This is a genomic window from Microbispora sitophila, assembly GCF_014892245.1.
GTDB lineage: Bacteria > Actinomycetota > Actinomycetes > Streptosporangiales > Streptosporangiaceae > Microbispora > Microbispora siamensis.
The window spans coordinates 1-26633 of sequence record NZ_JADBGC010000029.1 but is presented as its reverse complement, the minus strand read 5'-3'; the positions used below and the strand labels follow the sequence as shown (position 1 = coordinate 26633).

Sequence of the window (26633 nt, the reverse complement as noted above, 5' to 3'; positions counted from 1 at the left end):
CCGTACTGTCAACGAAGTGTCCCCAATCGGTCACACACGGGCAAGCCGATCGCGCGCCGGAAAAGTCTTCGCCCTCGTGCGGGTGGGCTACGCTCGAAGGGTGCTTCGTCTGCCAGGGCACCTTCTCCGATTCGGAGGTACGCGCTGATGAGCTGGCTCATCGTGGCCGGATTCGTGATCGTCTTCGTGGGTCTGCTCCTCTCGATCGCGCTTCACGAGATCGGGCACCTCGTGCCCGCCAAGCTCTTCGGCGTCCGCGTGACTCAATACATGGTCGGCTTCGGGCCCACGATGTGGTCGCGCAGGCGGGGCGAGACCGAGTACGGCGTGAAGTGGATCCCGCTCGGCGGCTACATCCGCATGATCGGCATGCTCCCGCCGCGCCCCTCGGACGAGCCCGGCAAGCTGCGCAGCGTCTCCACGGGCCCCTGGCAGGGCCTCATCGAGAACGCGCGGGCGGTCGCGTCCGAGGAGATCCGGCCGGGTGACGAGAACCGGGTCTTCTACCGCAAGCCCTGGTGGCAGAAGGTCATCATCATGGCCGGCGGCCCGGCGATGAACTTCGTGCTCGCGTTCGTGCTGTTCGCCGTCGTGATGATGGGGTTCGGCGTACGCGGGCAGACGCCGGTCGTGTCCTCGGTGTCCAAGTGCGCCATCCCCGCCGCCGAGGCGGGGCACCGCGACTGCCGGGACAGCGACCCCCTGACGCCCGCCGCCAAGGCGGGCCTGCGACCCGGCGACCGCATCGTCGCCATCGGCGGCACCCCGGTGACCGGCTGGGAGAGCGCGCAGCGGCTGATCCGGGAGCACGGCGCGGGGGTGACGACGCTCGGCATCGAGCGGGCCGGGCAGCGGACCGACGTGAAGGTCGACCTGATCGCGCAGGACATGCCCTCGCTGACCGACCCCGACAAGGTCGAGAAGAACGTCGGCTTCCTGGGCGTGAGCCCGACCATCGTCGTCGAGAAGAAGGGCCCCGGCTACGTCGTCGGGCAGATGTGGGACCTGACCGAGCGCACCGCCGTCGCGATGGTCAACATCCCCAAGAAGATGGTCGGCGTGTGGAACGCCGCGTTCTCGGGCGAGAAGCGCGATCCGAACGGGCCGATCGGCATCGTCGGGGCGGGCCGCATCGGCGGTGAGATCGCCGCCTCTGACCTCTCGGTCGAAAACAAGATCGAGATCTTCATCAATCTGCTGGCCGGCCTGAACCTCGCGGTGGGCATGTTCAACCTGATCCCGCTGCTGCCGCTGGACGGCGGTCACATCGCCGGCGGCCTGTGGGAGGGCGTCAAGCGGGCCTTGGCGCGGGTGCGCCGCCGGCCCGTCCCCGGTTACGTGGACGTGGCCAAGGCGCTCCCGCTGACGTACGTCATGGCGGCCCTGCTGGTCGTCATGGGCGGCCTTCTCATCTACGCCGACCTCGTCAACCCGGTCCGCCTGTCCGGCTGAGCCTCGCCGGGCAGGGGGCTACTCGCCCGTCGCCCCGTCGATGCGCTCGCGCAGCAGATCGGCGTGGCCGTTGTGGCGGGCGTACTCCTCGATCATGTGGCACATGATCCAGCGCAGCGAATAGTGGACTCCCTGGCGGTCCGTCTTCGTCAGCGCGTCCAGGTCGGCACAGGCCTCCTCGGCCGCCCGGGCATGCTCGATCTCCGCGCGCCAGGTCGCGAAGGCCTCCTGGGCGGACGCGGTGTCCACGTTGTCGAACTCGCCGTCCGGGTCGTCGTCGCTGTAGTAGATGCCGCCGAGGTCCTCGCCGTTGAGCCGCCGCCGGAACCAGCTCCGCTCGACGTCGGCCATGTGCCGTACGAGGCCGAGTAGCGACATGCTGGAGGGAGGCACGGAGCGCAGCCGCAGCTGCTCCTCCGTGAGGCCCTGGCACTTCACCGCGAGGGTCTCACGGTGCCAGTCCAGCCAGGCGCGCAGCATCGCGCGCTCGTCCGCGGCGACAGGGGGATCGATACGTGTGTCGGTCATTCCGGCATCCTGCCCTGAGCCGCGGCGCGGAGTCATGTCATTTGCAGCTCGCCGGCCGGTATTCGAGCAGGACGATGCGCGAGTCGATGACCCTGGTGCCGGCCAGTTCCAGCCCCGTCCGGGGGTAGCCGGCGTAGGCGGGCTCCCGGCCGTCGCCGCCCAGCGTGAGGGGAAAGACCATCACCCGCAGCCGGTCGACCAACCCGAGCTCCACCAGGCTTCCGACCAGCGTGAGGCTGCCGATCGAGCGCAGCGGCACGTCCGACTCCCGCTTCAGCGCCCGAACCCGCTCGGCGAGGTCGCCGCGTACGAGCCGGGTGTTCCTCCAGGCGAGCGGCTCTCGCAGGGTGTTGGAGTAAACGGCCTTCGGCAGGTCGTTCATCCGGGTGCTCGCCTCGTCGGTGGCCGTGGACGAGATCGCCGCGAGCGCCTCATAGGTGACGCGCCCCATGAGCATCAGCTGCGGCTGCTCGGTCGCCTCGCGTATCCAGGCGTCGAGGCCGGGGCCCGGGTAGCCGAAAAAGGCGCCCACGTCCACGCCGGCGGCGAAGCCGTCGAGCGACACGAACAGGTCCGCGATGAGTTCACCCACGACGGTCACCCCGCTTTCCGGGTCCGCCGGCGCCTTGCGGAGGCGCTCGCGAGCCGTCGCGGCACTCGGAGGAGGAGCCGGGCGAGGCCGAAGAGGAACGCGAGCTCGAACAACGCCGTGCACGTGAGCATGGCCTCGTCGAGCAGCCTTCCGCCGATCCGGCCACTCGCCCAATCGGCGACGACAGGCGTGACGACCATGCCCAGCACGTAGCCGATCATCACCAGCGCCTCTTGGTACGCAGTACGCATGGCCTGATCGTAGGGCGGCAGGCGGCACCGGGTGATCTCCATGCGACAGGCTTATCGAGAAACCCAGTCCTCAGCTGAAGTGACCCTTCGCGCCAGTGCCGCCACTATGTGGAAGGTGGTGACCCGGGGAGTTCGCCGTGGTCGATGACCACTCCTGTGGACGCCAACCCAACGGTTCGCCGACTGGCAGAGCGAACCAGGATCGACGCCGAGAAACAGGCGCAGGAGAGGGGCACGCCGTGAGGTGTACCTTCGATGAGGGACGACACCGGTCAGGCAAGCGGGAGCGTCGATGGCGACTGAGAGGGGTCTCAATCTGAGTCGCTTGCCGCGAGGTGCGACGGGGTTCCGAGATTTCAGATCCGAGCCGCTGCCCTTGACGGATGCGCGGGTTTTCGCCTCAGTCTGTCACGAGGCTGCTCGGCTTGTGCGCGGCAGGGTTCTGGAGATCAGGCAGCCGGAGGTCACGCCCAACTTTCGGACAGCAGTGATTCGGCACGGCGAGTCCATGGCCGCAGTACTCGGTCACATGCACCTACCGGTCCTTGCGATCGCTCAGGTTCCGGCTGACGGCGTGATCATTTGCGAGAGCTGTGATTCCCTTGAAGAAGCGTTACGATCCCTGGACGCTTTCCAGGTTCTGACCTCGACCGACTTAAACACCCCTATCGGCTTGATCGATACGTCAAACCTTGACAGGGCAGAACGCAACCAGATCGCTGATTGGAAGCCCCAGACCCTCGGCGAACTGCTGTTCAACTACTGGGATTGAGCGACAGTCTCTGAGCTGCCCTGCCCGGACCGAACGTCCGGGTAGGCGGCTTGCGGGTTCAGTACATCGAGATCTGCCTGGTGGCCTGAACTCCGCCGCCGAGAGCCTGAAGAAAAGGGATTTTCCTCCAGCGACGACTCTGGAGATCACACGTCGTAGATCTGATCTGTCCTGGCGGCTGACCTGCGGCGACTGCTCAGCTCATGCGCTGAGCCGGGCTTTCAGCGTTCGCCGCTTCTCATCGTTTCGCACTGCTTTTCGCGTTCATGTGCCCTGGATGTGCCCTCGGGTGCGCAGCCGGCTACAGCCGTTGCCGCTCCTGGTGGGTAACATCCTCGCCGTGGACGATCTCCCACTTGGGACAATGAGGACCTGACGGTGGCGGCTGTCCTTGTCACCGTGCTTCTCCTATTGCCTACTGTGGTGATGGTCGCGTTCTGGATGCTTCGTCGCCACAGGGAACGGCTGGTGCCGCTGATGCGGCCCGCGCTTCGGGGCCTGGCGCGGGGACTGTGTTCCGGCTTCGTCGTAGGCGCCCTCGCCGTCTGGCTACTGTTTCGAGACGGTCGATGGGATCGTGTCCTCGCCTTGACCTTCTTGGGCGGTCTGATCTGGACCATGAGCGAGATCCGCGAGGAACTCAAGCGGAAGACATAAGCTTCTGCGATCAGAACTTCCAGTCCCGCCATCTACGGCCGGCACGTTCCGCGGGCCGCCTGCTCGGATCGAACGTGCAGGTAGACGGCGGGAGGGTTCAGTACATCGAGATCTAATCCGTCCTGACAGCTGACCTGCGACGTCTGCCCGGCTCTTACGCAGAGCCGGGCTTTCGGCGTTCGCCGGTTCTCATCGTTTCGCGCTGTTTTTCGCGCTCATGTGCCCTGACTGTGCCCTGGAGTCGGACCGGACTCGCTCAGGAACCTTGGGGTCGCTCTTATTCGTCCTCATGACAGCGATGCCGCGCGCGGCAAAGGCGACCAATGCTAGGAGCTGCCGTGCTTGGAGACCTGATCAGAGACCTGACTGCTTCGTGGCTCGGAAACCTCGTGGGGAGACGCCTAGGGCTGCCTTGTCCCGTGTCACATACCGATGGGTCTGTTACCGTTCCGGGCCTGGTATACGGCTTCGATGTGCCTTCCTATGCGTCTCATCGTGGGTGGATAGGTGGGTATATCACCGTTACGCCTGACACCCTGGCGCATTCCATTGATCCTGATGGGAAGATCTCCCGTCGGGTGATTCCACGTCAGGAGGCATTTGTCAAGGTCCGCACTCCCACCCCGGAGGAAGTCGCCTCCGTGCTGAATCGAGCGGTTGTCTGTATCACGATCGCAGATGGCCGACGATTCAAGGTCGCCATAGATCGAGGGTACGGCCAGATTCTCGAACAGCTAGAGAAGTGCACCGGATAGGTGCCCGTCATAATCTGATCTCCAAGGGTGCCCACGTCCCCGCGCAGTCTTCCCCGTCCTGATCTCTCGTCTGCCGTCGACCCATCGCGAAGCGACAGCGGGCCGGGGACGGAGGGTCAAGCCCTGCCTCCCGTGTACCTGCTCCCGGTGACCTTCCTCGCGCGCTGGTTGCTCGGCTCGTCTTCACCACTCGCCAGCGAACCGTGATCGTCCGCAACGAGTTCAACCGCTTCGCGTGGAAGACGGCTCTAGAGAAGGCGGGACTCCCGACTACGCGGGAGAACGGCTTCCACATGCTGCGGCATCACTTCGCCTTGGTGCTCCTCGAAGACGGTGTGTCGATCAAGGCGGTCACCGAATTCCTCGGCCACGCCGACCCTGGCTTCACCCTGCGGACGTACACCCACCTGATGCCCTCCAGTGAGGACCGGATGCGGGCGGCCATCGAGAGCGCCTGGGCCGAGGGCCGGCAGACAGCTCAAGTGCCCTCGATGTGCCCTGAGCTGCCCTGCCCGGGCCGAACGTCCGGGTAGGCGGCTTGCGGGTTCAGTACATCGAGATGTGTACGTGGTCGTAGTGGTTGGCGGTGATTCCGCCGCGGTCGGACATGGTTCGCCAGCCCGGATGGCCGAGGTTGTAGATGCGCTGCTGCCAGATCACGTACATCACGCCCAGCTTCGGCCCGTTCTTGATGGCCCAGGCGGCCAGGCTGTCGCCGAACGCCTTCATCTCGGGGGAGGGCATGGCGCCGCCCGAGCTCATCATGAAGTCGCAGGCGCGCCCGAGGGGGTGCTCGCCGCTGTTCTCGGCGCGGTAGCAGCCGACCGGAAACCGCAGGTCGAAGTGCTTTTCGACCTCCGTGCGCATGAGCCGCATCCGCGGGGTGATGTTGTCGGCGCCGCCGGGCAGCTCCGGCGCCCACGACCCGCCCGCGCGCTTGCCCGGCGCGATCGGGATCAGCGCGTCGAGCTTGTCCTTGATCTCGTCGATGAGGTCCTCGGCGTCCTCGCGCTGTCCGGCGACCTCGGCGGCCTGCGCCTTGAGCTGCTCGGTCAGCGTCTTGGCGGCGTCCGCGGCCCGCTGCCGTTCGGCGCGGACCTGGTCGAAGCGCGCGAGCCTGGCGGCCTGCTCCTCCTTGAGCTGGTAGTTCAGGGCGGCGGTGTTCATGTCGGGCAGCGCCATCGCGCTCTCGGTCTGGTAGCGCAGCCCGGCCATCTGCCGTACGGCGTCGCTGGCGACCTCGTAGTCGGCCTCGGCCTTGGCCAGCCGACCGCGGGCCGCCTTCTCCTCGACGCGGGCCTTGGCGAGGGCGACACGTTTGGCGTTGTAGTCGCCGATCAACCGGTCGACCTTCTTGCGCAGGTCCGACAGCTCCTTCTTGAGCTGCTTCTCCGTCGGTTTGGGGTCGGCGGCGCCCGGGGTGGCCGCGCCGAACACGAGGACGGCGGAGGCGAGCGCACCGACAGCCAGGGGGAACGCGCGGGGCAGAGCCCACTCCTCTCCATCTGCCGACCGGGTTAGCTGACGGGTTCGGGCTGGAGAAGCCCGGGCAGGCGACTGCCTTGACCCCAGGTGCGTGGTTGGGTCCCCGGCTCCCGGGCGGGGCGCCCGGGATTAGGCGTACCGGTTGTGACGTCCGGTGTCAGGGATACTAGTGGTAAAGAAACCATGGCTGCCACCCAAGCCGCAACCATTCGGAGATCAATCCGTTATCGCCTCGCGAAGCATCCGGGCGGCCTCCTCGGGGAGCACGTCGTTGACGAACGCGCCCATGGCCGACTCCGATCCGGCGAGGTACTTCAGCTTGTTCGGCGCCCGCCGGATCGTGAAGAGCTGCAGGTGGAGGTAGGCGAGGTCGCGCCGGTAGGTGACCGGGGCCTGGTGCCAGGCGGCGACGTACGGCATGACGACGCCGAACAGCCCGTCCAGACGGCGCAGCACCTCGATGTAGAGCGGCGCGAACGCGGCCCGTTCCTCGGGCGACAGCGCGGGGATGTCCGGCACGTGACGGTGCGGGTAGACGTGCACCTCGAACGGATAACGCGCGGCGGCCGGGACGAAGGCCGTCCAGTGCTCGTTGGCGGCCACCACCCGGGGGCCCCTCCGCTCGGCGGCCAGGACGTCCGCGAACAGGTTGCCGCCCTGGTGGCGGGCGGCGGCGTCCAGCATCTGCCGGGTACGCGGCGTGACGTACGGATAGGCGTAGATCTGCCCGTGGGGGTGCGGCAGCGTGATGCCGATCTCGGCGCCGCGGTTCTCGAAGCAGAAGACCTGTTCGACGCCGGGCAGCGAGGACAGCTCGGCCGTGCGGTCGGCCCAGGCCTCGACGACCAGTTCGGCCTGCTCGTCGCTCAGAGAGCTGAACGACGCGTCGTGGTCGGAGGTGAAGCAGACGACCTCACAGCGCCCGATCCCCGGCCGCACCTCGCTCAGCCCGCCCACCTGCTCGTACGCTCCGGTGTTGAAGCTGAACGACGGAAAGCGGTTCTCGAACACCGCCACCTCGTACGGCGAGGGGATCTCCGAGCCGGGATGGCCCGGGCAGAGCGGGCACTCCTCGGCGGACGGCAGGTGGGTGCGCGTCTGACGGTGCCGCGCGACGGCCACCCACTCGTCCATCAGGGGGTCGTAGCGCAGCTCGGAGGCGAGCGGGCGCGGCGGCAGGTCCCTGGTGTCGGTGGCGCTGTGGTCGGCGTCGTCGCGCCGGTCGAAGTAGATCAGCTCACGGCCGTCGGCGAGATGGGTGATGGTGCGCTTCACAGAGCGGTCTCCAGCTTCACGGTGCGGTGTCCCGGGTCATGGCGGGCTTCCAGAGGTCCGGCGTCACAGTGCGGTCTCCAGCTCGGTCTCCCCGGACGGATCGGCGAGGAGGAGTTCGCCGGCGTGCTCCGACAGCGCGACGCGCGCCTCCTCCGGCAGGCCGACGTCGCTCACGACCACGCCGGCCTCGCCGAGGGCGGCGATCGTGCTGATGCCGATCGTCCCCCACTTGGTGTGGTCGGCCAGGACCACGAGCTGCTGGGCGGCCGCGATGAGGGCGCGGTCGGTCTCCGCCTCCAGCAGGTTGGGCGTGGTGTAACCGGCTCGGACGCTCATGCCGTGCACGCCGAGCATGAGCGTGTCGACGTTCAGGGAGCGGACGGCCGCCACGGCCACCGGGCCGACCAGCGCGTCGGAGGGCGTGCGCACGCCTCCCACCAGCACCACGGTCTGGTCGGGCCGTCCCGCCCGGTGGAAGACGTCGGCCACCTGGACCGAGTTGGTGATCACGGTCAGCTCGGGCACATCCACCAGGTGGTGGGCCAGTGTCCAGGTCGTGGTCCCGGCCGAAAGGGCGACCGAGCTGCCCGGCCGTACGAGCATGGCGGCCCGGCGGGCGATGGCCTCCTTCTCGGCCTGCTGCCGCACGGACTTCGCCGCGAAGCCCGGCTCCTCCGTCGAGCCGGTGCCGGTGGCGGTCGCCCCGCCGTGCACCTTGACGATCAGGCCGCGTTCCGCGAGGACCTCCAGGTCGCGGCGGATCGTCATGTCCGAGACCCCGAGGTCGCGTACGAGCTGCGCGACGCGCACCCCGCCGGTTCTGCGTACCCTCTCCAGGATCGCCTGCTGCCGTTGCTGGGCCAGCATCCACCACTCCTGTCAACAGATTCAAACAAATTATGCCCCACGTACGTGGAGACATGTTGAGTTGGGGTGTGAGTACTTGCCGACGGCGGTCCGGGGGAGGACAGTGAGCGAAAGCCGTACTCGACGGAAGGCGGTCGTGATGGGCAGGCGCGCACGCAAGTCGAAGGCCCGCAAGAAGAAGAAGGCCAACCACGGCAGGCGGCCCACAGGCCGATAGGACCTGAGCGGTAGGACCTAAGGGTTCCTGCCCCAGGCGGCGAGCAGGTGAGTCTGCTGATCGGCGCCGGCCGGGACGCCGCGCTCGTCCCCGATGACCCCCGCCTCGCGGTAGTCCTCCCGCGCCTTCTCGAACCATTCGGAGCAGGAGGCGACGAGCTCGGGGTCGAGCCGTTCCGGCCCGCCGATGGCACGTGCCAGGTCCCAGGTGTGGATCAGCGCGTCCGCGAACAGCTCGGTGATGTACTCCTCGCCCGGCACGTCGCCGAAGGACAGGTGGGTCACGCTGGTCAAAGCGCCTTCGGCGTACACCGCCTGGACGGCGCCCTGCGCGGACGCCTCGAACGCCTTGAGCGGGTCGTCGCCGAGCACGTCGCCCTCGAAGGCGTCCCCCACCTCGGCGACCGTACGGCCGGACAGCAGTTCGGGGGCCCACAGGTTCTCGGCCACGACATGATTGACGAGCCCCCGGACGTCCCAGTCGACGCAAGGAGTCGGCAGCTCCCACTGTCCGCGGCGGACGAGATGGAGGCGGTCCCCGAAACCGTCCAGCGCCCTGCGGTACGCGTCACGGATGTCGATCATGTCCCCTCCTCGCCACGAACTCCCCATTCGAACGTAACTCTTCTCAACGATCAGTCATACACGCTCGCGGGGGAGGGAACGCCCGGGTCAAGGGACGTGCTGCTCGACCCAGACGATCTTTCCGTACGGCGTGGGCCGGGTGCCCCAGCGGTAGGCGAACCGCTTGATCAGCTGGAGACCGCGGCCGGTGTCCTCGTCGGGGGTGGCCGTGCGCGGGGCGGGAGTGGCGGGGGAGCCGTCGACGACCTCGACCACCAGCGTGCGGCCGCGCAGCAGGCGCAGCTCGATCGGCGGCCAGCCGTGCTTGAGCGCGTTGGTGACCAGTTCGCTCACGATGAGCTGGGTGCTGTCCACCAGGGCGCTCAGCCCCCACCTCTGCAGCGTGCCGCGGACGAACCGGCGGGCGTGCGAGACGAACCGCGGGTCGGACGGCAACGGGCAGGTCGCCACCTCGTCCGGGTCGAGATCGCGTACCCGGGCCACCATCAGGGCGATGTCGTCACGCTCGTGGCCCGACCGCTGGCTGCTGATGATCACGTCGCACATGTCCTCCAGGTCCTCGACCGGACCGGCGAGCAGGCGGCGCAGCCCCATGATCCCGGCGTCCAGGTCCCGCTCCCGGCTCTCCACCAGGCCGTCGGTGTAGAAGGCGAGCACGCTCCCGGCCGGCAGAACCAGCTCGCGCGACTCCAGCGGGTCGCTGCCGATGCCGAGGGGCAGGCCCGACGGCAGCTCGATGATCTCGGTCGACCGGTCGGGGTGCAGCAGGATCGGCGGCACGTGCCCGGCGCGGGCGAGCGCGCACGTGCGGGTCACCGGGTCGTAGACGGCGTAGATGCACGTCGCGATCTGGCTCGGGTCGAGGTCCTGGCTCATCAGGTTGAGCCGGAACAGCACCTCGTCGGGCGGGAGGTCGAGGCTCGCGAGTGTACGCGCGGCCGTGCGGAGCTGGCCCATGGTCGCCGCGGCCCTGGTCCCGTGGCCCATGACGTCGCCCACCACCAGGGCCGTACGGCACCCGGGCAGGGCGATCACGTCGTACCAGTCGCCCCCGACGCCCATCAGGTCGCTGGCCGGCAGGTAGCGCGAGGCGATGTCCATGCCGAGCGCCTGCGGCAGTTCGACGGGCAGCAGGCTGCTCTGCAGGGTGAGCGCGGTCCTGCGCTCCCTGGTGTAGAGCCGCGCGTTGTCGATGCACAGGGCGGTGCGGGCGGCCAGGTCCTCGGCCACCACCACGTCCTGTTCCTCGAACGGCAGGCTGTCCGGGCGCCTGGTGAAGATCACGCAGCCGAGGACCCGTCCCCGCGCCCGCAGGGGGACCGCGAGGAACGAGGAGTCGGTCAGGAGCGAGGCGACCGCCTCCTCCCGGTCCAGGCTGGCGCCGATCAGCCGCGCGCTCTCCTTGTCGAGCGCCGGGTACATCAGCGGCTTGCCCCCGGCCATGCACTGGGCCTGCGGAAGGATCGCCGGGTAGACCGTCGCCTCGCCGACGGGGAATGCCTTCACCCAGGAGTCCGGATCGGCGCCGGCCACGCCCAGGGCGACCCGGCGTACAAGGGTGGTCCCGTCCACCGGCCGGGACGACAACTCGCCGTCCGCCATGAGGCGGTCCTGCACCATCACGGCCGCGGCGTCGGCGAAACGGGGAACCGCCACGTCGACGAGCTCGCGGCTCGTCTCGGATAAGTCGAGCGTGCTGCCGATCCGCCGGCTCGCCTCATTCAGGAAAGCCAGCCGCTCGTGCGCGGACGCGGCGCTGCTGCGGCGCCACTGCGCCCGGTTGCCCGGGGCGGGGTCCTTGATAACGCAGTTCCGGTTCAACGAATTCTCCGGAGAGAGCGGATGGTGTTCCAGAATCGTATGGAGCTGATACCGCGCATTTCAGCCGTTTGACATGAGTGCTCCGGTCGGTATTACGGCGCGATGGCGCAGCCGTACCCGCCGGTCAAGGGACGAAACGGATAACGGTGGGCATGCGTCGCGTCAGACGATGGGCAGGTGCGCGAGGGCCGCGTCGATCCGCTCCTGCGGGAGCGTGAAATCCTCCAGGCGGCCGGCGAGGCGGCTCTCGTACGCGGGCAGGTCGAAGTGGCCGTGCCCGCACAGGGACATCACGATGACCTTCTCCTCGCCCGACTCGGCGCACCCCAGCGCCTCCGCGATCGTCGCGGCCACCGCGTGGGAGGGCTCGGGTGCCGGCACGATCCCCTCGGCCCTGGCGAAGCGGATCCCCGCGTCGAAGCACTCGGTCTGCGTGACGGCCACGGCTTCCACCAGGCCCAGCGCGTACACGTGCGAGAGCAGCGGCGACATGCCGTGGTAGCGCAGCCCGCCCGCGTGGATCGGGTCGGGCACGAACGTGTGCCCCAGCGTGTGCATCTTCATCAGCGGCGTGAACCCCGCCGTGTCGCCGAAGTCGTACGCGTAGGCGCCCCGGGTCAGGGACGGGCAGGCGGCGGGCTCGACGCTCCGCAGCACGGGGTTCATCCGCCCCGCCAGCTTCTCGCGCAGGAACGGGAAGGCCAGCCCGGCGAAGTTGGAGCCGCCGCCGGTGCAGCCGATCACCACGTCCGGGGTCTCGCCGAGGGCGGCCAACTGCTCCAGGGCCTCCTCGCCGATCACGGTCTGGTGCAGCAGGACGTGGTTGAGCACCGAGCCGAGGGCGTACCGCGTGTCGTCGTGCTGCCCGGCGACCTCGACCGCCTCGCTGATCGCGATGCCCAGCGACCCCGTGCAGTGGGGGTCCTCCGCGAGGATCCTGCTGCCCGCCGTGGTCACCGCAGACGGGCTTGCGTGCAGGGTCGCGCCGTAGACCTTCATCAGCGTGCGGCGGTACGGCTTCTGCTCGTACGACGCCCTGACCATCCAGACCTCACAGGCCAGGCCGTATTGGGCGGACGCGAACGCCAGGGCGGAGCCCCACTGGCCCGCACCGGTCTCGGTGGTCAGCCTCCGCACGCCCTCTCGCGCGTTGTAGTACGCCTGGGGGACCGCCGTGTTGGGCTTGTGCGAGCCCGACGGGCTGCCGCCCTCGTACTTGTAGTAGATCCGTGCGGGCGTGCCGAGGACGCGCTCGAGGCGCCGGGCGCGGATGAGGGGCGTGGGCCGCCAGAGGCGGTAGACGTCGAGCACGCCGTCGGGGATCGGGACGAACCGCTCACCCGACACCTCCTGCTCGATCAGCGCCGCCGGGAAGAGCGGGGCGAGGTCGTCGGGGCCGACCGGCTGCAGCGTCGCCGGGTGGAGCACCGGCGGGGGAGGCGTGGGCAGATCAGGGACGACGTTGTACCAGTTCCGGGGGATCCGGGACTCGTCGAGAAGGACCCTGGTCGGCTCGCCCATATCTCCCAGTGTCCGCGCCGGGGGCCCATCGGGAAAGGGCGTCCGCCGAAGTGGCCGGACCCGGTCAGACAACTGCGTCAGGTGGTTCCTCCCGAGCGCCAGTAGACGTTGGCCTCCCGGGTGAGGAACCCCTCGTCCACCAGGTAGCGGCGCAGCGCGGCGTAGTCGTCGTGGAACGCCCGCAGCGCCACGTCGACCTCCTTCTCCGGGTAGCGCACGCCCACCTCGAACACCTGTGCGACGTAGTCGAGCACCATCAGCCGTTTGGCCCTTTTCGCCGGTATCGAGACGAGTCGCCCGTCGACCAGGAACGCGTCCATCGGGTCCGCCGGCGTCGAGGGGATAGTACGCAGCAGTTCGCGGAAGGTCTCGGGCCGAGCTCGCCAGTGGTCCTCGTCCCGTTCGGCGAGGCCGCCCCTGGCCAGCCGGTCCAGTGCCTTGGCCACCGCTTCAGGGTCGAGCCCGGTGACCTTGTCGAGCGGCTCACCGGGACGCAGGACCAGCCCGGCGAGGACGCGGAGCGTGTCGTCCTGCCCGAGTAGCCCGAGTACGCGGGAGATGTGCTTGTCGATCACCTGTCCACGGTATTGGCTCGATGAGGACCGTAGGAAACCTGGAGGGCGACGTGACCGCTCAACTGGACCACACGATCGTGCACAGCAGCGACCGCTTCGAGTCCGCCCGGTTCCTGACCGGGCTGCTCGGCGAGCCCGAGCCCGGCGCGTTCGGGCCGTTCGCCACGGTCCGGGTCGGCAACGGGGTGACGATCGACTACGCCGACTCGATCGTCGACCGGGACCGGATCGTCATGCAGCACCTGGCGTTCCTCGTCTCGGAGGACGAGTTCGACGCCATCTGCGCGCGCATCGCCGAACGGGGCCTGCCGTACTGGGGCGGTCCGCAGCACCAGGAGCCGCAGCAGATCAACCACCGTCACCACGGCCGCGGGGTTTACGTGGACGACCCCGACGGCCACGCCATCGAGTTCCTCACCCATCCGTACGTCGAGGAGGAGTGACTTTCAGCGGGCCTGCGTCCGGCCCCGGTCGAACACGGCGCGCCTGCGGGCGGCGAAGTCCTCGGGGCCGGCGATGGTGAGCCCGTCCCGGCCGGTCTCCAGTTCGGCCCGGAGGCCGTCGGCGCCGGTGCCGTCGCGCAGGAGGTCGTAGATCTCCCGGATCCTGCCCAGCGTCTCCGGCGTCGTCGTCGCGATGCTCTGCGCGAGCTCCACGGCCCGGGGCAGCAGCCGGTCGTGCGCGACGACCTCGTTCACCAGGCCGATGCGCAGCGCCAGGGCAGCGTCGACGAAATCCCCGGTGAACGTCATCTGCCGGGCCCAGGCCTGCCCGACGGCCTGGCTGAGCCGGGCCGTCATGCCCCAGGAGGGCACGATGCCGACGCGGGTGTGGGTGTCGGCGAACCGCGCCCGTTCGCTGGCGATCCTGAAGTCGCAGGCGAGCGCGAACTCCAGGCCGCCGGTCACCGCCACGCCGTTGACCGCCCCGATGACGGGCACCGGGAAGTTCCGCAGCGGGAGGATGGAGTCGGGGTGGCCGATCTTCACCCCCGCTTCCAGCTCGCCGAGGTCCAGGCCGGCGCAGAAGGCGGGGTCGGCCCCGGTGAGGACCATCGCGCGCAGGTCCGGCTCCTCCGCGAGCCGCTTGAGCGTGTCATGGAACTCTTCGAGCAGCGCCTTGGAGATCGCGTTGTACTTGCGCGGACGGTTCAGCGTCACGACCGCGACGGCCTCGGAGGGCCGGTCGACGAGGACCAGGTCGCCCATGATGCTCCTCAGCGTTCCGGGATACGGCGAGAACAGGTTATAGAAACGCGCCGGGCTGCTCCCGTACCGGTGACCGGCGGAGCCGTGTCACTCAGTTGGTCACCCAAGGGACGGACAAGGCCGCCTCCGATGATCGGAAGCGGCCTCCGTAGTGCGTGATCGCTGGTCGGGGCGACAGGATTTGAACCTGCGACTTCTTGCTCCCAAAGCAAGCGCGCTACCAAGCTGCGCCACGCCCCGTCTCGTCGGGTACGCGAGCAGTCCGAGACTCCGGTACGCTTACGCCCTGACGACCGGATGAAGTCTAGACCAGATGGACACCGGGCGCGCGCGGACGTAGCTCAATGGTAGAGCCCCAGTCTTCCAAACTGGCTACGCGGGTTCGATTCCCGTCGTCCGCTCTCAGTGCGAAAGGCCAGGTTATCCCGTACGGGGAACCTGGCCTTTGTGATCTCAGGAAGATGTTTCCGATCTTCCGTGCCATACGTGTGCCACTTCAGCTCTCGATCTTCGTTCCGGCCGCCGTCTTGCACGCCTGCCCGAGCGCTCTGGCGATCGCCTGATCACGGTCCTGCCTGGCGTGCAGGTAGATCAGGGCCTCCCGAGTGGACGAGTGACCATGCGTGCCATCAGCTCCTTGAGGCCGGCACCGTTGGCAGCCGCCGGCGTGTTCCCCACGTGCCGCAGGTCGTGAAAGTGGAGATCGGGAAGGTCGACCGCTGTACGGGTCTTGTTCCAGGTCCGGCGGAAGCCGGAGCGCCGGAGCCGAGCGCGCTTGGGGTCGACGAAGACCCAGCCGTCCGCGCCTTGTCCGAGTAGCGCCTCGACGTGTTCGCGAAGCTGGGGGAGGAGTTCCGGATAGGGAACGCCACGCCACAAGCCAAGATCTCGCCTCCGGCGGGGGCGCTTCGGCTCCAGGGTGATCTCCAAGGGCATGCTCATTGCGGTCGGCCGTAGCTGGCTGAGGTAGCGGGCTTGATCACCTCGTCGACAACGCTCTCAACGAGATTTGCAACGGCGTCCACCTCAATGAGTGGGACTTCCAGACCCGCATAGGTGTTGATCGCGAGCACGCGCACAAGGTGCTCCGTGCGATGGGTGCGGCGATCGCCGTGATGAAGGAGCAACGCCAGGCCGAAGGTAAGGAGTGGTAGCCCCAAGCTCCAGTGGCTGATCGTCGTGCAATTGGCGTGCAATTAGCCAGGGGAGCGTGGGGGCAACCACGGTCACTCATGAGCGGCTCCATGCCCAGCTCAGCGCCGGCACGGGCCGTGATCCATGCTGACAGTTCGCCTTCTACTCTCGTCCTCATGACACCACCGCGTGAACTTCCCCCGAAGGTCGAGCGTGTTCATGACATGCGAGACTTCGCCGCCTACCTGAAGATCATGGCTGACGACTTCGATGCCGATCGCGCCGAGTGCGAACGGCAAGTCTGCGAGGGGAAGCGGCTCGTCGAGGGCCGCTGGAGCAGCATGTACGTTGGCGACTTCCTTAGAGCTTGGGCAGCATGGCTCCAGGACGGCTGTGTCCGTGAAGGAGCCCCGTTCAAGGACGATGTCGACCCGCCGACATGGCAGTCGCTCGCTCTCCAGATCCACGCCGCCCACCTGTACGAGTAGCCGGTTCTGGGAGCCACCTTGGGAGCCAACCGGACGGATGATCGGGAGCTGAGCCGGACGGATCTGGACGACCGCGATGTCGTTTGGGGACCTGCGGTTCAGAAGGTGTGTTCGACCGAATCAGAGCTTGAACGGGCAGTGAGCCCTGATCATGGGCCGATGCCTGGAGCCGGACGGCTCCCCGTGCGGCAGGTTGGATGCGCTCATGCGTTCGGTCAGACAGCCCCTGCCTAGGCTTTGCGGACGAGCAGTTGAACCTCCTGGAACTGCCGTCGGTCGGTGGGCTGGGGCTGGCGAACCATCCGGGCAACTTCGGGCAACCCGGACTCGTGCAGCATCGCGGCGAGGTGATCAGGCCACCACCGATAGGCCGGCGCGACTGCGTGATCGAAGACCTGCGTCGGGTGAGACGGATCATCGCTTGCCGAAAAGCCGATCAGAAGGTGGCCGCCGGGTGCCAGCACACGATGGAACTCCGCCAGGATGACGGGGACTTCCTGCGGCGGAGTGTGGATGATGGACCAACGTGAGAGTACGCCGCCCAGCACGCCGTCAGCGATGTTCAAAGCGGCCATCGAACCCACGCCGAACCGCAGGCCCGGATAGGCCTGTCGAGCCAATCTGATCATCGCAGGAGAGGCATCAACCCCAAACGCCGCCAGCCCCAGCTCGTCTAGATAAGCGGTGATATAGCCAGGCCCACATCCCAGGTCCGCGACCTGACCGTCCCCACTCGCCCTTACGACCTCGGCGAAGACACCCAAGATCGCGCGGTCCAGGGGACTGTCACGCAGCGAGTCGCTGAACAGTTGCGCATAGGTGGAGGCGGCAGCGTCGTAAGCCTCGCGGGTGGCACCGAGGGCATCGTGTTCGACCATGCTCGCGACAATAGTTCCTGGCCCCGAGGTGAGCCGATCCGGTGACCCGGAGCGCGGATCGTCCGTATGGCCGATTGCAGCGAGGGTGGGGAACGGCAGAGCGCCGAGGAATCGTCAGTCGCCGGTGCGGAAGAGGGCCCAGACGGCCTTGCCGCCCTCGTCCAGCGCGTCCCAGCCCCACGCCTGACTGTAGGTCTCGACGATGTAGAGGCCGCGTCCGTGCTCCGACACGAAGTCGGGCTGCACGGGCGACGGCGCCTGGTCGCTCGGATCCGAGACGGCGAGCAGCACGTGCGGGGCGATGCGCAGAAGCGTCAGCGTTATCGGCCGGTCGCCGTCGCGGTTCGCCGGATACAGAGCGTAACGGACCGCGTTCGTCACCAGTTCGCTCACGACCAGGGCCGCGTCGTCGCTCAGTTCCGACAGACCCCACTGTTGCAGGGTCGTCCGCGTGACGTCACGAGCGGTCTTTACGGAGTCGGCCTGCGGGGCCAGGGGGCACATCGTCGTATCGGACGCCCCTGCCGCCCTCCGGAACCAGCCGAATCCCACGTCGCGGGTCAGCTGGCCGCCGGGTTTGGGCTCGTCCGACATGGTTGCCCGTACCTCCCGCTGGCCTGAATCGAGGACTGGTGCACATTTTGGCCCAATATGCACCTAGACATGATGGATCAGCGCCTCCTGCCGCTGCAAGACCCAAATGCACGTGCAATTGTCATGTGCAGACGCACAATGCGGAAGTGCTAACCGTCAGGGACACGTAGATCAGACCTTGTCATCGGGCCCCGAAGTGGTGACACTGTGTGGGCTGGGGGTGTCGTGCGGGTCGTCCCTTGGCGGCACACAGGGCCGAGGTGAGAGGGAGGCGCCGTGATACAGATCCAGGCTGGATCGGGTCCGACGGCTCTGCGCATCCTTCTCGGTTCTCAGCTCCGCAAGCTCCGTGAGAGCAAGGGCATCAGCCGTGACCAGGCCGGCCAGTGCATCCGGGCGTCCGAGTCGAAGATCAGCCGGATGGAGCTGGGCCGGGTCGGATTCAAGGAACGCGACGTCGTCGACCTTCTCGCCCTCTACGGGGTGGAGGACGAGGAGACGCGCGATGTCGTGATGAACCTGGTCGAACGGGCCAACGAGCCCGGGTGGTGGCACAGGTTCAACGACCTGCTGCCCTCGTGGTTCCAGGCATACGTCGGCCTGGAGGAGGCCGCCGAGCGCATCCGTACTTACGAGGTGCAGTTCGTCCCCGGCCTGCTGCAGACAAAGGAGTACGCGCGGGCCGTCATCATGGCCGGTGCGGTCGGCGCGGCGCCGGAGGAGATCGCCAGGAGGGTGGACCTGCGGCTGGAACGCCAGCGCATCCTCGACGGAGAGAACAGCCCCAAGTTCTGGGCCGTGATCGACGAGGCCGCGCTGCGCCGCCCGATCGGCGGAGTCGAGGTGATGCGGGGTCAAATCCAGCACCTCATCGACCTCATGAACCAGCCCAACGTGACGATCCAGGTCATTCCGTTCAGCTATGGCGGACACGCCGCCGAGGGCGGCGCCTTCAGCATCCTGCGGTTCGCCGATCCCGACCTGCCCGACATCGTGTACGTCGAGCAGCTCGCCAGCGCGCTTTACCTGGACAAACGGGAAGAGGTCGACCGTTACAGCGAGGTCATGGAACGCCTCTGCGCGGTCAGCACCACCCCAACGGAGACGGTGGACCTGCTGCGGCAGATCATGGCCGACCTCTGAGCAGTCGCTACCGGGCCTCATCTGCTCTAGACTGCCCTTGGCGTTGGACACCCGCCACAGTCGAGCATGCCCGGACAGGTCGCGTGCAGGCGAGACGGTGATCCTGCGCCTCTCACGTGGGCGCGGCGCGCGTTACTGTGCCGCGGTTGCCGTGCACGACGTGCCCGCGATCACCAGATGCTGGATCAAGGAGACCACCCCGTGAAGACCGCTGTCGAGGAGCTCAGCCCTACCCGGGTCAAGCTCACCGTCGAGGTGCCGTTCAAGGAGCTCGAGCCGAGCCTGCAGGCCGCGTACAAGAAGGTCGCGCAGCAGGTGCGCGTGCCCGGCTTCCGTCCTGGCAAGGTGCCGGCCCGGATCATCGAGCAGCGCTTCGGCCGCGCGGTGGTTCTCGAGGAGACCCTGAACGACGCCCTGCCCAAGCTGTACGGCCAGGCCGTTGACGAGACCGAGGTCTTCCCGGTCAGCCAGCCGGAGATCGAGGTCACCAAGATCGAGGACGGCGAGCAGGTCGAGTTCACCGCCGAGGTGGACATCCGCCCCGCCTTCGACATCCCCGATTACCAGGGCGCCGAGATCGTGGTCGACCCCGCCGAGGTGACCGACGAGGACATCACCGCCCAGCTCGAGGCCCTGCGCCAGCGCTTCGCGACGCTGACCGGCGTCGAGCGGCCGGCCCAGAACGGCGACTACGTCGTGATGGACCTGCGCGCCGAGATCGACGGCCGCAACCTCGACGAGCAGCAGGCCGCCGACGTGTCGTACGAGGTCGGCGCGGGCTCGGTCCTGCAGGGTCTGGACGACGCGCTGCAGGGCATGGCCGCCGGCGACGAGAAGACCTTCCGCACCACGCTCGTCGGCGGTGAGAACGCCGGCGAGGAGGCCGACGTGATCATCAACGTCAAGTCGGTCAAGGAGAAGGTGCTGCCCGAGCTGGACGACGAGTTCGCGCAGCTCGCCAGCGAGTTCGACACGCTCGACGAGCTCAAGGACAGCATCCGTGAGCAGGTTCGCCGCAACAAGCTGGTGGACCAGGTCGTGCAGAGCCGCGAGAAGGCGCTCGACGCGCTGCTCGAGAGGATCGACATCCCGCTGCCCGAGAGCGCGCTCCAGGCGGAGATCGACGCGCGCAAGCACAACCTCGAGCACCAGGTCGCCGAGAGCGGGCTGAGCCGCGAGGCCTACCTCCGCCTTCAGCAGACCACCGAGGAGGAGCTGTTCGCCGAGTACGAGGCGACTTCGGCCAAGGCGCTGAAGTCCGGCTTCGTGCTCGACAAGATCGTCAAGGCGGAGGAGATCGGCGTCAGCGAGCAGGAGCTGACCGACTTCGTGGTGCGCCGCGCCATGCAGATGGGCGTCGCGCCGAACACGCTGGCCCAGCACCTCGCCGACAACAACCAGCTCCCGCTGGCCATGATGGAGATCGTGCGCGAGAAGGCCAAGACCCTCATCGGCGACGCGGCCAAGGTGACCGACACGGCCGGCAACGAGGTGGACATCAAGGCCATCTACGCCGAGCTCAACCCCGAGCAGGAGGCCGTGGGCGTGGAGGAGGCGGGCGCCGGGGAGCCCGCCGACGAGGCCAAGGAAAGCTGATTCCGTCGGCTCTCGCCTGACTTCCTGCCGCCGGCAGGCCGGGAGGCCGGTCGGTGCGGCGGCAACGGTGAAACCCCCGTCGCACTCGGGTGCGTCGGGGGTTTCCGGTTATATTCGGGCAAATCCCTGCAAATTTGTTTCTTGCCGCGTATCGGGGAGCAATCGTACGGCTGAGATCCGTGTGTCCCTGCCCGCGCGGCCATGGCGGTAAACACGGGCGTTGCGGCGTGGCGCCCCGCCGCGGGCCGGGCATGCGCCGTCAGCGAACAGTACGGCGCACGGGCATGACCTGTCCGCGTCGCGCGTTAAGGTCACAAGCAAAGCCAATCGATTACGACGCATCGGAAGGTGACGCTGTGACCAGCCCGCCGACCTTCTTCCCGACCGGTGGTTCCGGCTTCGAGGCCCGGAGCCCGGAGGGTGGCCCCTCCCGCCTCGAGGACCAGCTCTACCAGCGCCTGCTGCGCGAGCGGATCGTGGTGCTCGGCACCCAGGTGAACGACGAGGTGGCCAACCGGCTGGCCGCTGAGCTCCTGCTCCTCGCCGCCGATGACCCCGACCGCGACATCTGGATGTACATCAACTCCCCCGGTGGCTCGGTGACCGCCGGCATGGCGATTTACGACATGATGGAGTACGTGCCGAACGACGTCTGCACGGTCGCCATGGGCTTGGCCGCCTCCATGGGGCAGTTCCTGCTCTGCGCCGGCGCCCGCGGCAAGCGATACGCGCTCCCGCACGCCCGGATCATGATGCACCAGCCGTCGGGCGGCATCGGCGGCACCGCGGCCGACATCGCGATCCAGGCCGAGCAGATGCTCTACGTGAAGAAGACGCTCGCGGAGCGGATCGCTTTCCACACCGGCCAGCCGCTCGACCAGATCGAGCGCGACTCCGACCGGGACCGCTGGTTCACGGCCGAGGAGGCCAAGGACTACGGCTTCATCGACCACGTGGTGCGCAGCGCCCGCCAGGTGCCCTCCGAGGGCGCCGTCTCGTGACTGGAGCTTCCCAGATGAGTGAGCTGATCCGGCCGGGTGACATCAACGGCCGCTACGTCCTTCCCTCCTTCGTCGAGCGCACGTCGTACGGCGTCAAGGAGATGAACCCCTACAACAAGCTGTTCGAGGACCGCATCATCTTCCTCGGCGTCCAGATCGACGACGCTTCGGCGAACGACGTGATGGCACAGCTGCTGACGCTGGAGTCGCTGGACCCGGACCGCGACATCAGCATGTACATCAACTCGCCGGGCGGCTCGTTCACCGCGATGACCGCGATCTACGACACCATGCAGTTCGTCCGGCCCGAGATCCAGACGGTCTGCCTTGGGCAGGCGGCCTCGGCCGCGGCGGTCCTGCTGGCCGGCGGCACGCCGGGCAAGCGGTTCGCTCTGCCCAACGCCCGCGTGCTGATCCACCAGCCCTACACCGAGGGCGGTGGCCAGGGCAGTGACATCGAGATCCAGGCTCGTGAGATCCTGCGGATGAGGTCGCTGCTCGAGGAGATCGTGGCGAAGCACTCGGGCAAGTCGCCCGACGAGGTCCGCAAGGACATCGAGCGTGACAAGATCCTCAGCGCCGAGGAGGCGAAGGCGTACGGGCTGGTGGACGACATCATCCCGTCGCGGAAGAAGCGCGCGGCGGCGGTCGCCGCTTCCTGAGGGAGTTGCCGCACCGGAACGGTGCCCATTTGGGCACGTTCCGGTGCGACTCACCGCTAGGGGGCTCACTGAGGGCCCGAGAGACGGTAACGTCGAAACCTGAGCGGGATGACGTTTTCGCACCGGATCGCGATCCCAGGATCATGAGCCCGGCTCGCGAGCAGGGTGCGGACGGAAGCGACCGCGGCGGCAGGGGCGGTCCCACGCAAAGGAGTATCTGGGGTGGCACGCATCGGCGACGGGGGAGACCTGCTGAAGTGCTCGTTCTGCGGCAAGAGCCAGAAGCAGGTCAAGAAGCTCATCGCCGGACCAGGCGTCTACATCTGCGATGAGTGCATCGATCTCTGCAACGAGATCATCGAGGAGGAGCTGTCCGAGTCCTCCGAGCTCAAGTGGGACAACCTCCCCAAGCCGCGCGAGATCTACGAGTTCCTCGACGCGTACGTCATCGGGCAGGACAAGGCGAAGAAGGCGCTGTCGGTAGCGGTCTACAACCACTACAAGCGCGTCCAGTCCGGGGAGCGGGGCCGTGACGACGGCCTGGAGCTGGCCAAGTCCAACATCCTGCTGCTCGGTCCCACCGGGTCGGGCAAGACCCTGCTCGCGCAGACCCTCGCCAAGATGCTCAACGTGCCGTTCGCCATCGCGGACGCGACCGCGCTGACCGAGGCCGGCTACGTCGGCGAGGACGTGGAGAACATCCTCCTCAAGCTGATCCAGGCCGCCGACTACGACGTCAAGAAGGCCGAGACCGGCATCATCTACATCGACGAGGTCGACAAGATCGCCCGGAAGAGCGAGAACCCGTCGATCACGCGGGACGTGTCGGGCGAGGGCGTGCAGCAGGCCCTGCTGAAGATCCTGGAGGGGACCACGGCGAGCGTGCCCCCGCAGGGCGGGCGCAAGCACCCCCACCAGGAGTTCATCCAGATCGACACCACCAACGTGCTGTTCATCTGCGGCGGCGCCTTCGCCGGCCTCGAGAAGATCATCGAGTCGAGGGTCGGCAGGAAGGGCATCGGCTTCAACGCGATCATCCACTCGAAGGAGGAGATGGACTCCTCCGACATCTTCTCCGACGTCATGCCGGAAGACCTCCTGAAGTTCGGCATGATCCCCGAGTTCGTCGGGCGCCTCCCGGTGATCACGTCGGTGCACAACCTCGACAGGGACGCGCTGATCCAGATCCTCACCGAGCCGCGCAACGCGCTCGTCAAGCAATATCGGCGCCTGCTCGAACTGGACAACGTCGAGCTGGAGTTCTCCGACGACGCGCTGGAGGCCATCGCCGACCAGGCCATCCTGCGCGGCACCGGCGCCCGGGGGCTGCGCGCCATCATGGAGGAAGTCCTCCAGTCCGTGATGTACGAGGTGCCCTCCCGCCAGGACGTGGCCCGCGTCGTCATCACTCGCGAGGCCGTGCTGGAGCACGTGAATCCGACCCTGGTGCCACGCGACCAGCTGCAGGCCAAGCAGCAGCGGACCCCGAGGGAGAAGTCGGCCTGACGCGGGCCTTCGCCGGCACGTTGTCCACAGGGCGTGCGGCGACGGCTCGGGTGGCGTCCGGACGTCCCTAGAATTGGGCACCGTGACTACGTCTGAGCTGCCCACCCAGTACGCCCCCGCCGATGTCGAGACCCGGAGCTACGAGCGCTGGGTATCGGCGGGCTACTTCACAGCGGACCCGGGCAGCGGGCGCGAGCCGTACAGCATCGTGCTTCCCCCGCCCAACGTGACCGGGTCGCTCCACGTGGGCCACGCCCTCGACCACTCGATCCAGGACGCGCTCACCCGGCGGGCCCGGATGCGGGGCATGGAGACGCTGTGGCTCCCCGGCATGGACCACGCCGGCATCGCCACGCAGAACGTCGTGGAGCGCGAGATCGCCAAGGAGGGCCTGTCTCGCCACGACTTCGGCCGTGAGGCGTTCGTCGAGCGCGTCTGGCAGTGGAAGGAGGAATCCGGCGGCCGGATCCTCGGCCAGATGAAGAAGCTCGGCGACGGCGTGGACTGGTCCCGCGAGCGCTTCACCATGGACGAAGGGCTCTCCCGGGCCGTCCAGACGATCTTCAAGAAGCTGTTCGACGACGGGCTCATCTACCGCGCCGAGCGGATCATCAACTGGTGCCCCCGCTGTCTGACCGCCCTGTCCGACATCGAGGTCGAGCACAGCGACGACGACGGCGAGCTCGTCTCGATCCGCTACGGCTCGGGCGACGAGGAGATCATCGTCGCCACCACCCGCGCCGAGACCATGCTGGGCGACACCGCGGTCGCCGTCCACCCCGCCGACGAGCGCTACGCGCACCTGGTCGGCAAGTATGTCGAGGTCCCGCTCACCGGGCGGCGCATCCCGATCGTCGCGGACGAGCACGTGGACCCCTCCTTCGGCACCGGCGCGGTCAAGGTCACCCCCGCGCACGACCCGAACGACTTCGAGATCGGGCGCCGCCACTCGCTGGAGTCGCTCGTCATCATGGACGAGCGCGGCATCATCACCGCCCACGGGCCCTTCCAGGGCCTCGACCGGTTCGAGGCGCGGCCCGCCGTGGTCGCCGCGCTGCGCGAGCAGGGCCGCATCGTCGCGGAGAAGCGTCCGTACGTGCACTCCGTCGGGCACTGCTCCCGCTGCAAGACCGTGGTCGAGCCCCGGCTGTCGCTGCAGTGGTTCGTCAACGTCACACCGCTGGCCAAGGCCGCGGGTGACGCCGTGCGCGACGGCCGCACCCGCATCCACCCGCCGGAGCTGGCCAAGCGCTACTTCGACTGGGTCGACGACATGCACGACTGGTGCATCTCCCGGCAGCTGTGGTGGGGACACCGGATCCCCGTCTGGTACGGCCCGGACGGCGACATGGTCTGTGTGGGGCCCGACGAGGAGCCGCCGGCCGGTTACGAGCAGGACCAGGACGTCCTCGACACGTGGTTCTCCTCCGGACTCTGGCCGTTCTCCACGCTGGGCTGGCCCGACGCCACACCCGATCTGGCCCGCTTCTATCCGACGACCGTGCTCGTCACCGGCTACGACATCCTGTTCTTCTGGGTCGCCCGGATGATGATGTTCGGGCTGTACGCGATGGACGGCCAGCCGCCGTTCCGCACGGTGGCGCTGCACGGCATGGTGCGCGACCAGTTCGGCAAGAAGATGTCGAAGTCGTTCGGCAACGTCGTCGACCCGCTCGACTGGATCGAGCGTTACGGTGCGGACGCCACGCGATTCACGCTCCTGCGCGGTGCCAACCCGGGCTCCGACGTGGCGATCAGCGAGGACTGGGCGGCCGGATCCCGCAACTTCTGCAACAAGATCTGGAACGCCACCCGCTTCGCCTTGATGAACGGCGCCGTCTCCGACGGCCTGCCCGAATACCTCACCGCGGCCGACCGGTGGATCCTGTCGCGCCTGCAGGAGGTCGTCACGAGTGTCGACGCGGCCTTCGAGGAGTTCGAGTTCGCGAAGGCCTCCGACGCCCTCTACCACTTCGCCTGGGACGAGGTCTTCGACTGGTACGTCGAGCTGGCCAAGGTCCAGTTCGCCGAGGGCGGCGCGGTGGCCGAGAACACCAAGCGGGTGCTGGGGCATGTCCTCGACGCGCTGCTCCGGCTGCTCCACCCGCTCGTGCCGTTCGTGACTGAGGAGCTGTGGCGGGCTCTGACCGGCGGGGAGTCGATCGTGGTCGCTCCCTGGCCCTCGGCCACGCCCGGACTGCTCGACCCCGAGGCCGAGCAGGAGATCGCGTCACTGCAGGACCTCGTGACGGAGGTGCGCAGGTTCCGCTCGGATCAGGGCCTGAAGCCCGGCCAGCGGGTGGCCGCACGACTGTCCCTGTCCGGTACGGCTCTCGCCGCCCATGAGGGCGCGATCCGCGTTCTGCTGCGCCTGGACGAACCGGCGGACACGTTCAGCCCGACAGCCCGGCTCACCGTCGGCACGGTGCTCGTGGAGATCGACACGGCCGGAGCCATCGACGTCGTGGCCGAGCGGAAGCGGCTGGAGAAGGACCTGGCGGCGGCACGCAAGGAACAAGCCCAGGTCGCGGCGAAACTCGGCAACGAGCAGTTCATGGCCAAGGCGCCCGAGGACGTCGTGACGAAGGTGCGCCGACGGGCCGAGCAGGCCGCCGAGGACATCTCCCGTCTCGAAGCCCAGCTCGCAGCCCTGCCGGCCTAGGTCGTCGTCCTGTGCGCTCTCGTCGCGACGAGAGCGCACAGGCATCCGAAGCTTTGTGGCGGCAGAGGTTTGAAGACCCTGAAGACAGGGGAGGACCACAAAGTTGCCCAAGTTGTGCGCAGCACCTCTGGACGGGTGCTAGTCTTTCTGCACGCGCTGAGGACCGGCGAGCCTGAACCCCCCTCCGGGGATCGGCTGCTAGGCTCTCAGCAACTCCTTCTAATCGAACCCGATCTCGGGATGCCTCGTCACGATTCGACGGGCTTTCGAGAATCAGGTAAATTAGAGGGGTTGCCCCGGAAACGGGGGGTCGAATTCCTGTCGGTCGGCGGGTTTCGGGTCAAGTAGGTCCCGGTGGGGCGGATTTGACACGAAAGAGCCGGTCGGGAAGAATTAAGACCAGCAAGAC

At 67.8% G+C, this 26633-nt stretch carries 26 protein-coding genes, 2 tRNA genes and 1 riboswitch; of the genes, 12 read left to right on the top strand and 16 right to left on the bottom strand.

Annotation, left to right across the window (positions count from 1 at the left end; translation table 11 throughout):
* Positions 1–147: 147 nt before the first annotated feature.
* The gene (locus IL992_RS38000) at positions 148–1452 is read left to right on the top strand and encodes a M50 family metallopeptidase (protein ID WP_193208146.1); all 1305 of its coding nucleotides are present in this window, start codon (positions 148–150) and stop codon (positions 1450–1452) included.
* An 18-nt stretch (positions 1453–1470) separates the two neighbouring features.
* Here the strand turns inward: IL992_RS38000 and IL992_RS37995 are convergent, their stop codons facing one another.
* Genes IL992_RS37995 through IL992_RS37985 form a run of 3 tightly spaced genes read right to left on the bottom strand, consistent with a single transcriptional unit; the run spans position 1471 to position 2823 of the window.
* Entirely contained in the window at positions 1471–1980 is a 510-nt protein-coding gene (locus IL992_RS37995) for a DinB family protein (RefSeq protein WP_193208145.1), read from the bottom strand.
* A gap of 37 nt (positions 1981–2017) precedes the next feature.
* Positions 2018–2572 carry a dihydrofolate reductase family protein gene (locus IL992_RS37990; protein ID WP_193208144.1) on the bottom strand — a complete coding sequence of 185 codons (555 nt, stop codon included), beginning with the start codon at positions 2570–2572 and terminating at the stop codon, positions 2018–2020.
* A 5-nt stretch (positions 2573–2577) separates the two neighbouring features.
* Positions 2578–2823 (bottom strand): hypothetical protein, encoded by a 246-nt coding sequence (locus IL992_RS37985; RefSeq protein ID WP_193208143.1) that lies wholly within the window; start codon positions 2821–2823, stop codon positions 2578–2580.
* 508 nt (positions 2824–3331) lie between these two features.
* Here IL992_RS37985 and IL992_RS37980 point away from each other — a divergent pair.
* Positions 3332–3595, top strand: coding sequence for a hypothetical protein (locus IL992_RS37980; RefSeq protein WP_193208142.1), 264 nt, complete (start codon positions 3332–3334; stop codon positions 3593–3595).
* A 1495-nt stretch (positions 3596–5090) separates the two neighbouring features.
* The gene (locus IL992_RS37975) at positions 5091–5540 is read left to right on the top strand and encodes a tyrosine-type recombinase/integrase (protein WP_193208217.1); all 450 of its coding nucleotides are present in this window, start codon (positions 5091–5093) and stop codon (positions 5538–5540) included.
* A gap of 13 nt (positions 5541–5553) precedes the next feature.
* On the opposite strand, the gene IL992_RS37970 is transcribed toward IL992_RS37975, so the two are convergent.
* The 7 genes from IL992_RS37970 to IL992_RS48710 form a co-directional block, all read right to left on the bottom strand.
* Complete coding sequence (locus IL992_RS37970) at positions 5554–6444, bottom strand: coiled-coil domain-containing protein (protein ID WP_193208141.1); 891 nt, start codon at positions 6442–6444, stop codon at positions 5554–5556.
* A 55-nt stretch (positions 6445–6499) separates the two neighbouring features.
* Positions 6500–6638: riboswitch (cyclic di-AMP (ydaO/yuaA leader) on the bottom strand.
* A 70-nt stretch (positions 6639–6708) separates the two neighbouring features.
* Positions 6709–7767 (bottom strand): galactose-1-phosphate uridylyltransferase, encoded by a 1059-nt coding sequence (gene galT / locus IL992_RS37965; RefSeq protein ID WP_193208140.1) that lies wholly within the window; start codon positions 7765–7767, stop codon positions 6709–6711.
* 63 nt (positions 7768–7830) lie between these two features.
* Positions 7831–8634, bottom strand: coding sequence for a DeoR/GlpR family DNA-binding transcription regulator (locus IL992_RS37960; RefSeq protein WP_193208139.1), 804 nt, complete (start codon positions 8632–8634; stop codon positions 7831–7833).
* Between the two features lie 234 nt (positions 8635–8868).
* Positions 8869–9435: a TIGR03086 family metal-binding protein gene (locus IL992_RS37955; RefSeq protein ID WP_182900108.1), complete on the bottom strand. Its 567-nt coding sequence runs from the start codon at positions 9433–9435 to the stop codon at positions 8869–8871.
* 87 nt (positions 9436–9522) lie between these two features.
* Positions 9523–11256: an ATP-binding SpoIIE family protein phosphatase gene (locus IL992_RS37950; protein WP_193208138.1), complete on the bottom strand. Its 1734-nt coding sequence runs from the start codon at positions 11254–11256 to the stop codon at positions 9523–9525.
* Positions 11257–11418: 162 nt separating this feature from the next.
* On the bottom strand, positions 11419–12777 hold the full coding sequence (locus tag IL992_RS37945; protein ID WP_193208137.1) for a TrpB-like pyridoxal phosphate-dependent enzyme: 1359 nt from the start codon (positions 12775–12777) through the stop codon (positions 11419–11421).
* Between the two features lie 77 nt (positions 12778–12854).
* Positions 12855–13352, bottom strand: coding sequence for a DUF2087 domain-containing protein (locus tag IL992_RS48710; protein WP_193208136.1), 498 nt, complete (start codon positions 13350–13352; stop codon positions 12855–12857).
* Between the two features lie 20 nt (positions 13353–13372).
* Between IL992_RS48710 and IL992_RS37935 the strand changes: the two genes are divergently transcribed.
* Positions 13373–13795 (top strand): VOC family protein, encoded by a 423-nt coding sequence (locus IL992_RS37935; protein ID WP_226874552.1) that lies wholly within the window; start codon positions 13373–13375, stop codon positions 13793–13795.
* A gap of 3 nt (positions 13796–13798) precedes the next feature.
* On the opposite strand, the gene IL992_RS37930 is transcribed toward IL992_RS37935, so the two are convergent.
* Both IL992_RS37930 and IL992_RS37925 read right to left on the bottom strand, forming a co-directional pair.
* The gene (locus IL992_RS37930) at positions 13799–14560 is read right to left on the bottom strand and encodes an enoyl-CoA hydratase (protein ID WP_193208135.1); all 762 of its coding nucleotides are present in this window, start codon (positions 14558–14560) and stop codon (positions 13799–13801) included.
* A gap of 163 nt (positions 14561–14723) precedes the next feature.
* Positions 14724–14800: transfer RNA gene (locus tag IL992_RS37925), tRNA-Pro, on the bottom strand.
* Positions 14801–14890: 90 nt separating this feature from the next.
* Here IL992_RS37925 and IL992_RS37920 point away from each other — a divergent pair.
* A tRNA-Gly gene (locus IL992_RS37920) sits at positions 14891–14961 on the top strand.
* A gap of 190 nt (positions 14962–15151) precedes the next feature.
* Here IL992_RS37920 and IL992_RS37915 read toward each other — a convergent pair.
* Positions 15152–15490 carry a tyrosine-type recombinase/integrase gene (locus tag IL992_RS37915; RefSeq protein WP_193208134.1) on the bottom strand — a complete coding sequence of 113 codons (339 nt, stop codon included), beginning with the start codon at positions 15488–15490 and terminating at the stop codon, positions 15152–15154.
* An 8-nt stretch (positions 15491–15498) separates the two neighbouring features.
* Positions 15499–15639 carry a hypothetical protein gene (locus IL992_RS37910; RefSeq protein ID WP_193208133.1) on the bottom strand — a complete coding sequence of 47 codons (141 nt, stop codon included), beginning with the start codon at positions 15637–15639 and terminating at the stop codon, positions 15499–15501.
* 231 nt (positions 15640–15870) lie between these two features.
* Here IL992_RS37910 and IL992_RS37905 point away from each other — a divergent pair, with 231 nt between their 5' ends.
* Positions 15871–16182 carry a hypothetical protein gene (locus IL992_RS37905; RefSeq protein ID WP_193208132.1) on the top strand — a complete coding sequence of 104 codons (312 nt, stop codon included), beginning with the start codon at positions 15871–15873 and terminating at the stop codon, positions 16180–16182.
* A gap of 230 nt (positions 16183–16412) precedes the next feature.
* Here the strand turns inward: IL992_RS37905 and IL992_RS37900 are convergent, their stop codons facing one another.
* Both IL992_RS37900 and IL992_RS37895 read right to left on the bottom strand, forming a co-directional pair.
* Positions 16413–17060, bottom strand: a complete 648-nt coding sequence (locus IL992_RS37900; protein WP_193208131.1) for a class I SAM-dependent methyltransferase — start codon at positions 17058–17060, stop codon at positions 16413–16415.
* A gap of 114 nt (positions 17061–17174) precedes the next feature.
* A complete protein-coding gene (locus IL992_RS37895) occupies positions 17175–17654 on the bottom strand; it encodes an ATP-binding protein (protein WP_193208130.1) in 480 nt (159 codons plus the stop codon).
* A 276-nt stretch (positions 17655–17930) separates the two neighbouring features.
* Here IL992_RS37895 and IL992_RS37890 point away from each other — a divergent pair, with 276 nt between their 5' ends.
* The 6 genes from IL992_RS37890 to IL992_RS37865 all read left to right on the top strand — a co-directional run bounded on the left by IL992_RS37890 (position 17931) and on the right by IL992_RS37865 (position 26224).
* Complete coding sequence (locus IL992_RS37890) at positions 17931–18797, top strand: helix-turn-helix domain-containing protein (RefSeq protein ID WP_079317764.1); 867 nt, start codon at positions 17931–17933, stop codon at positions 18795–18797.
* Between the two features lie 201 nt (positions 18798–18998).
* Positions 18999–20393 (top strand): trigger factor, encoded by a 1395-nt coding sequence (gene tig, locus IL992_RS37885; protein WP_193208129.1) that lies wholly within the window; start codon positions 18999–19001, stop codon positions 20391–20393.
* Between the two features lie 356 nt (positions 20394–20749).
* Positions 20750–21394, top strand: coding sequence for a ClpP family protease (locus tag IL992_RS37880; RefSeq protein WP_030509565.1), 645 nt, complete (start codon positions 20750–20752; stop codon positions 21392–21394).
* A 14-nt stretch (positions 21395–21408) separates the two neighbouring features.
* On the top strand, positions 21409–22056 hold the full coding sequence (locus IL992_RS37875; RefSeq protein WP_193208127.1) for an ATP-dependent Clp protease proteolytic subunit: 648 nt from the start codon (positions 21409–21411) through the stop codon (positions 22054–22056).
* 222 nt (positions 22057–22278) lie between these two features.
* Positions 22279–23562: an ATP-dependent Clp protease ATP-binding subunit ClpX gene (gene clpX / locus IL992_RS37870; protein ID WP_079317756.1), complete on the top strand. Its 1284-nt coding sequence runs from the start codon at positions 22279–22281 to the stop codon at positions 23560–23562.
* 73 nt (positions 23563–23635) lie between these two features.
* Positions 23636–26224: a valine--tRNA ligase gene (locus IL992_RS37865; protein ID WP_193208126.1), complete on the top strand. Its 2589-nt coding sequence runs from the start codon at positions 23636–23638 to the stop codon at positions 26222–26224.
* Positions 26225–26633: the final 409 nt, after the last annotated feature.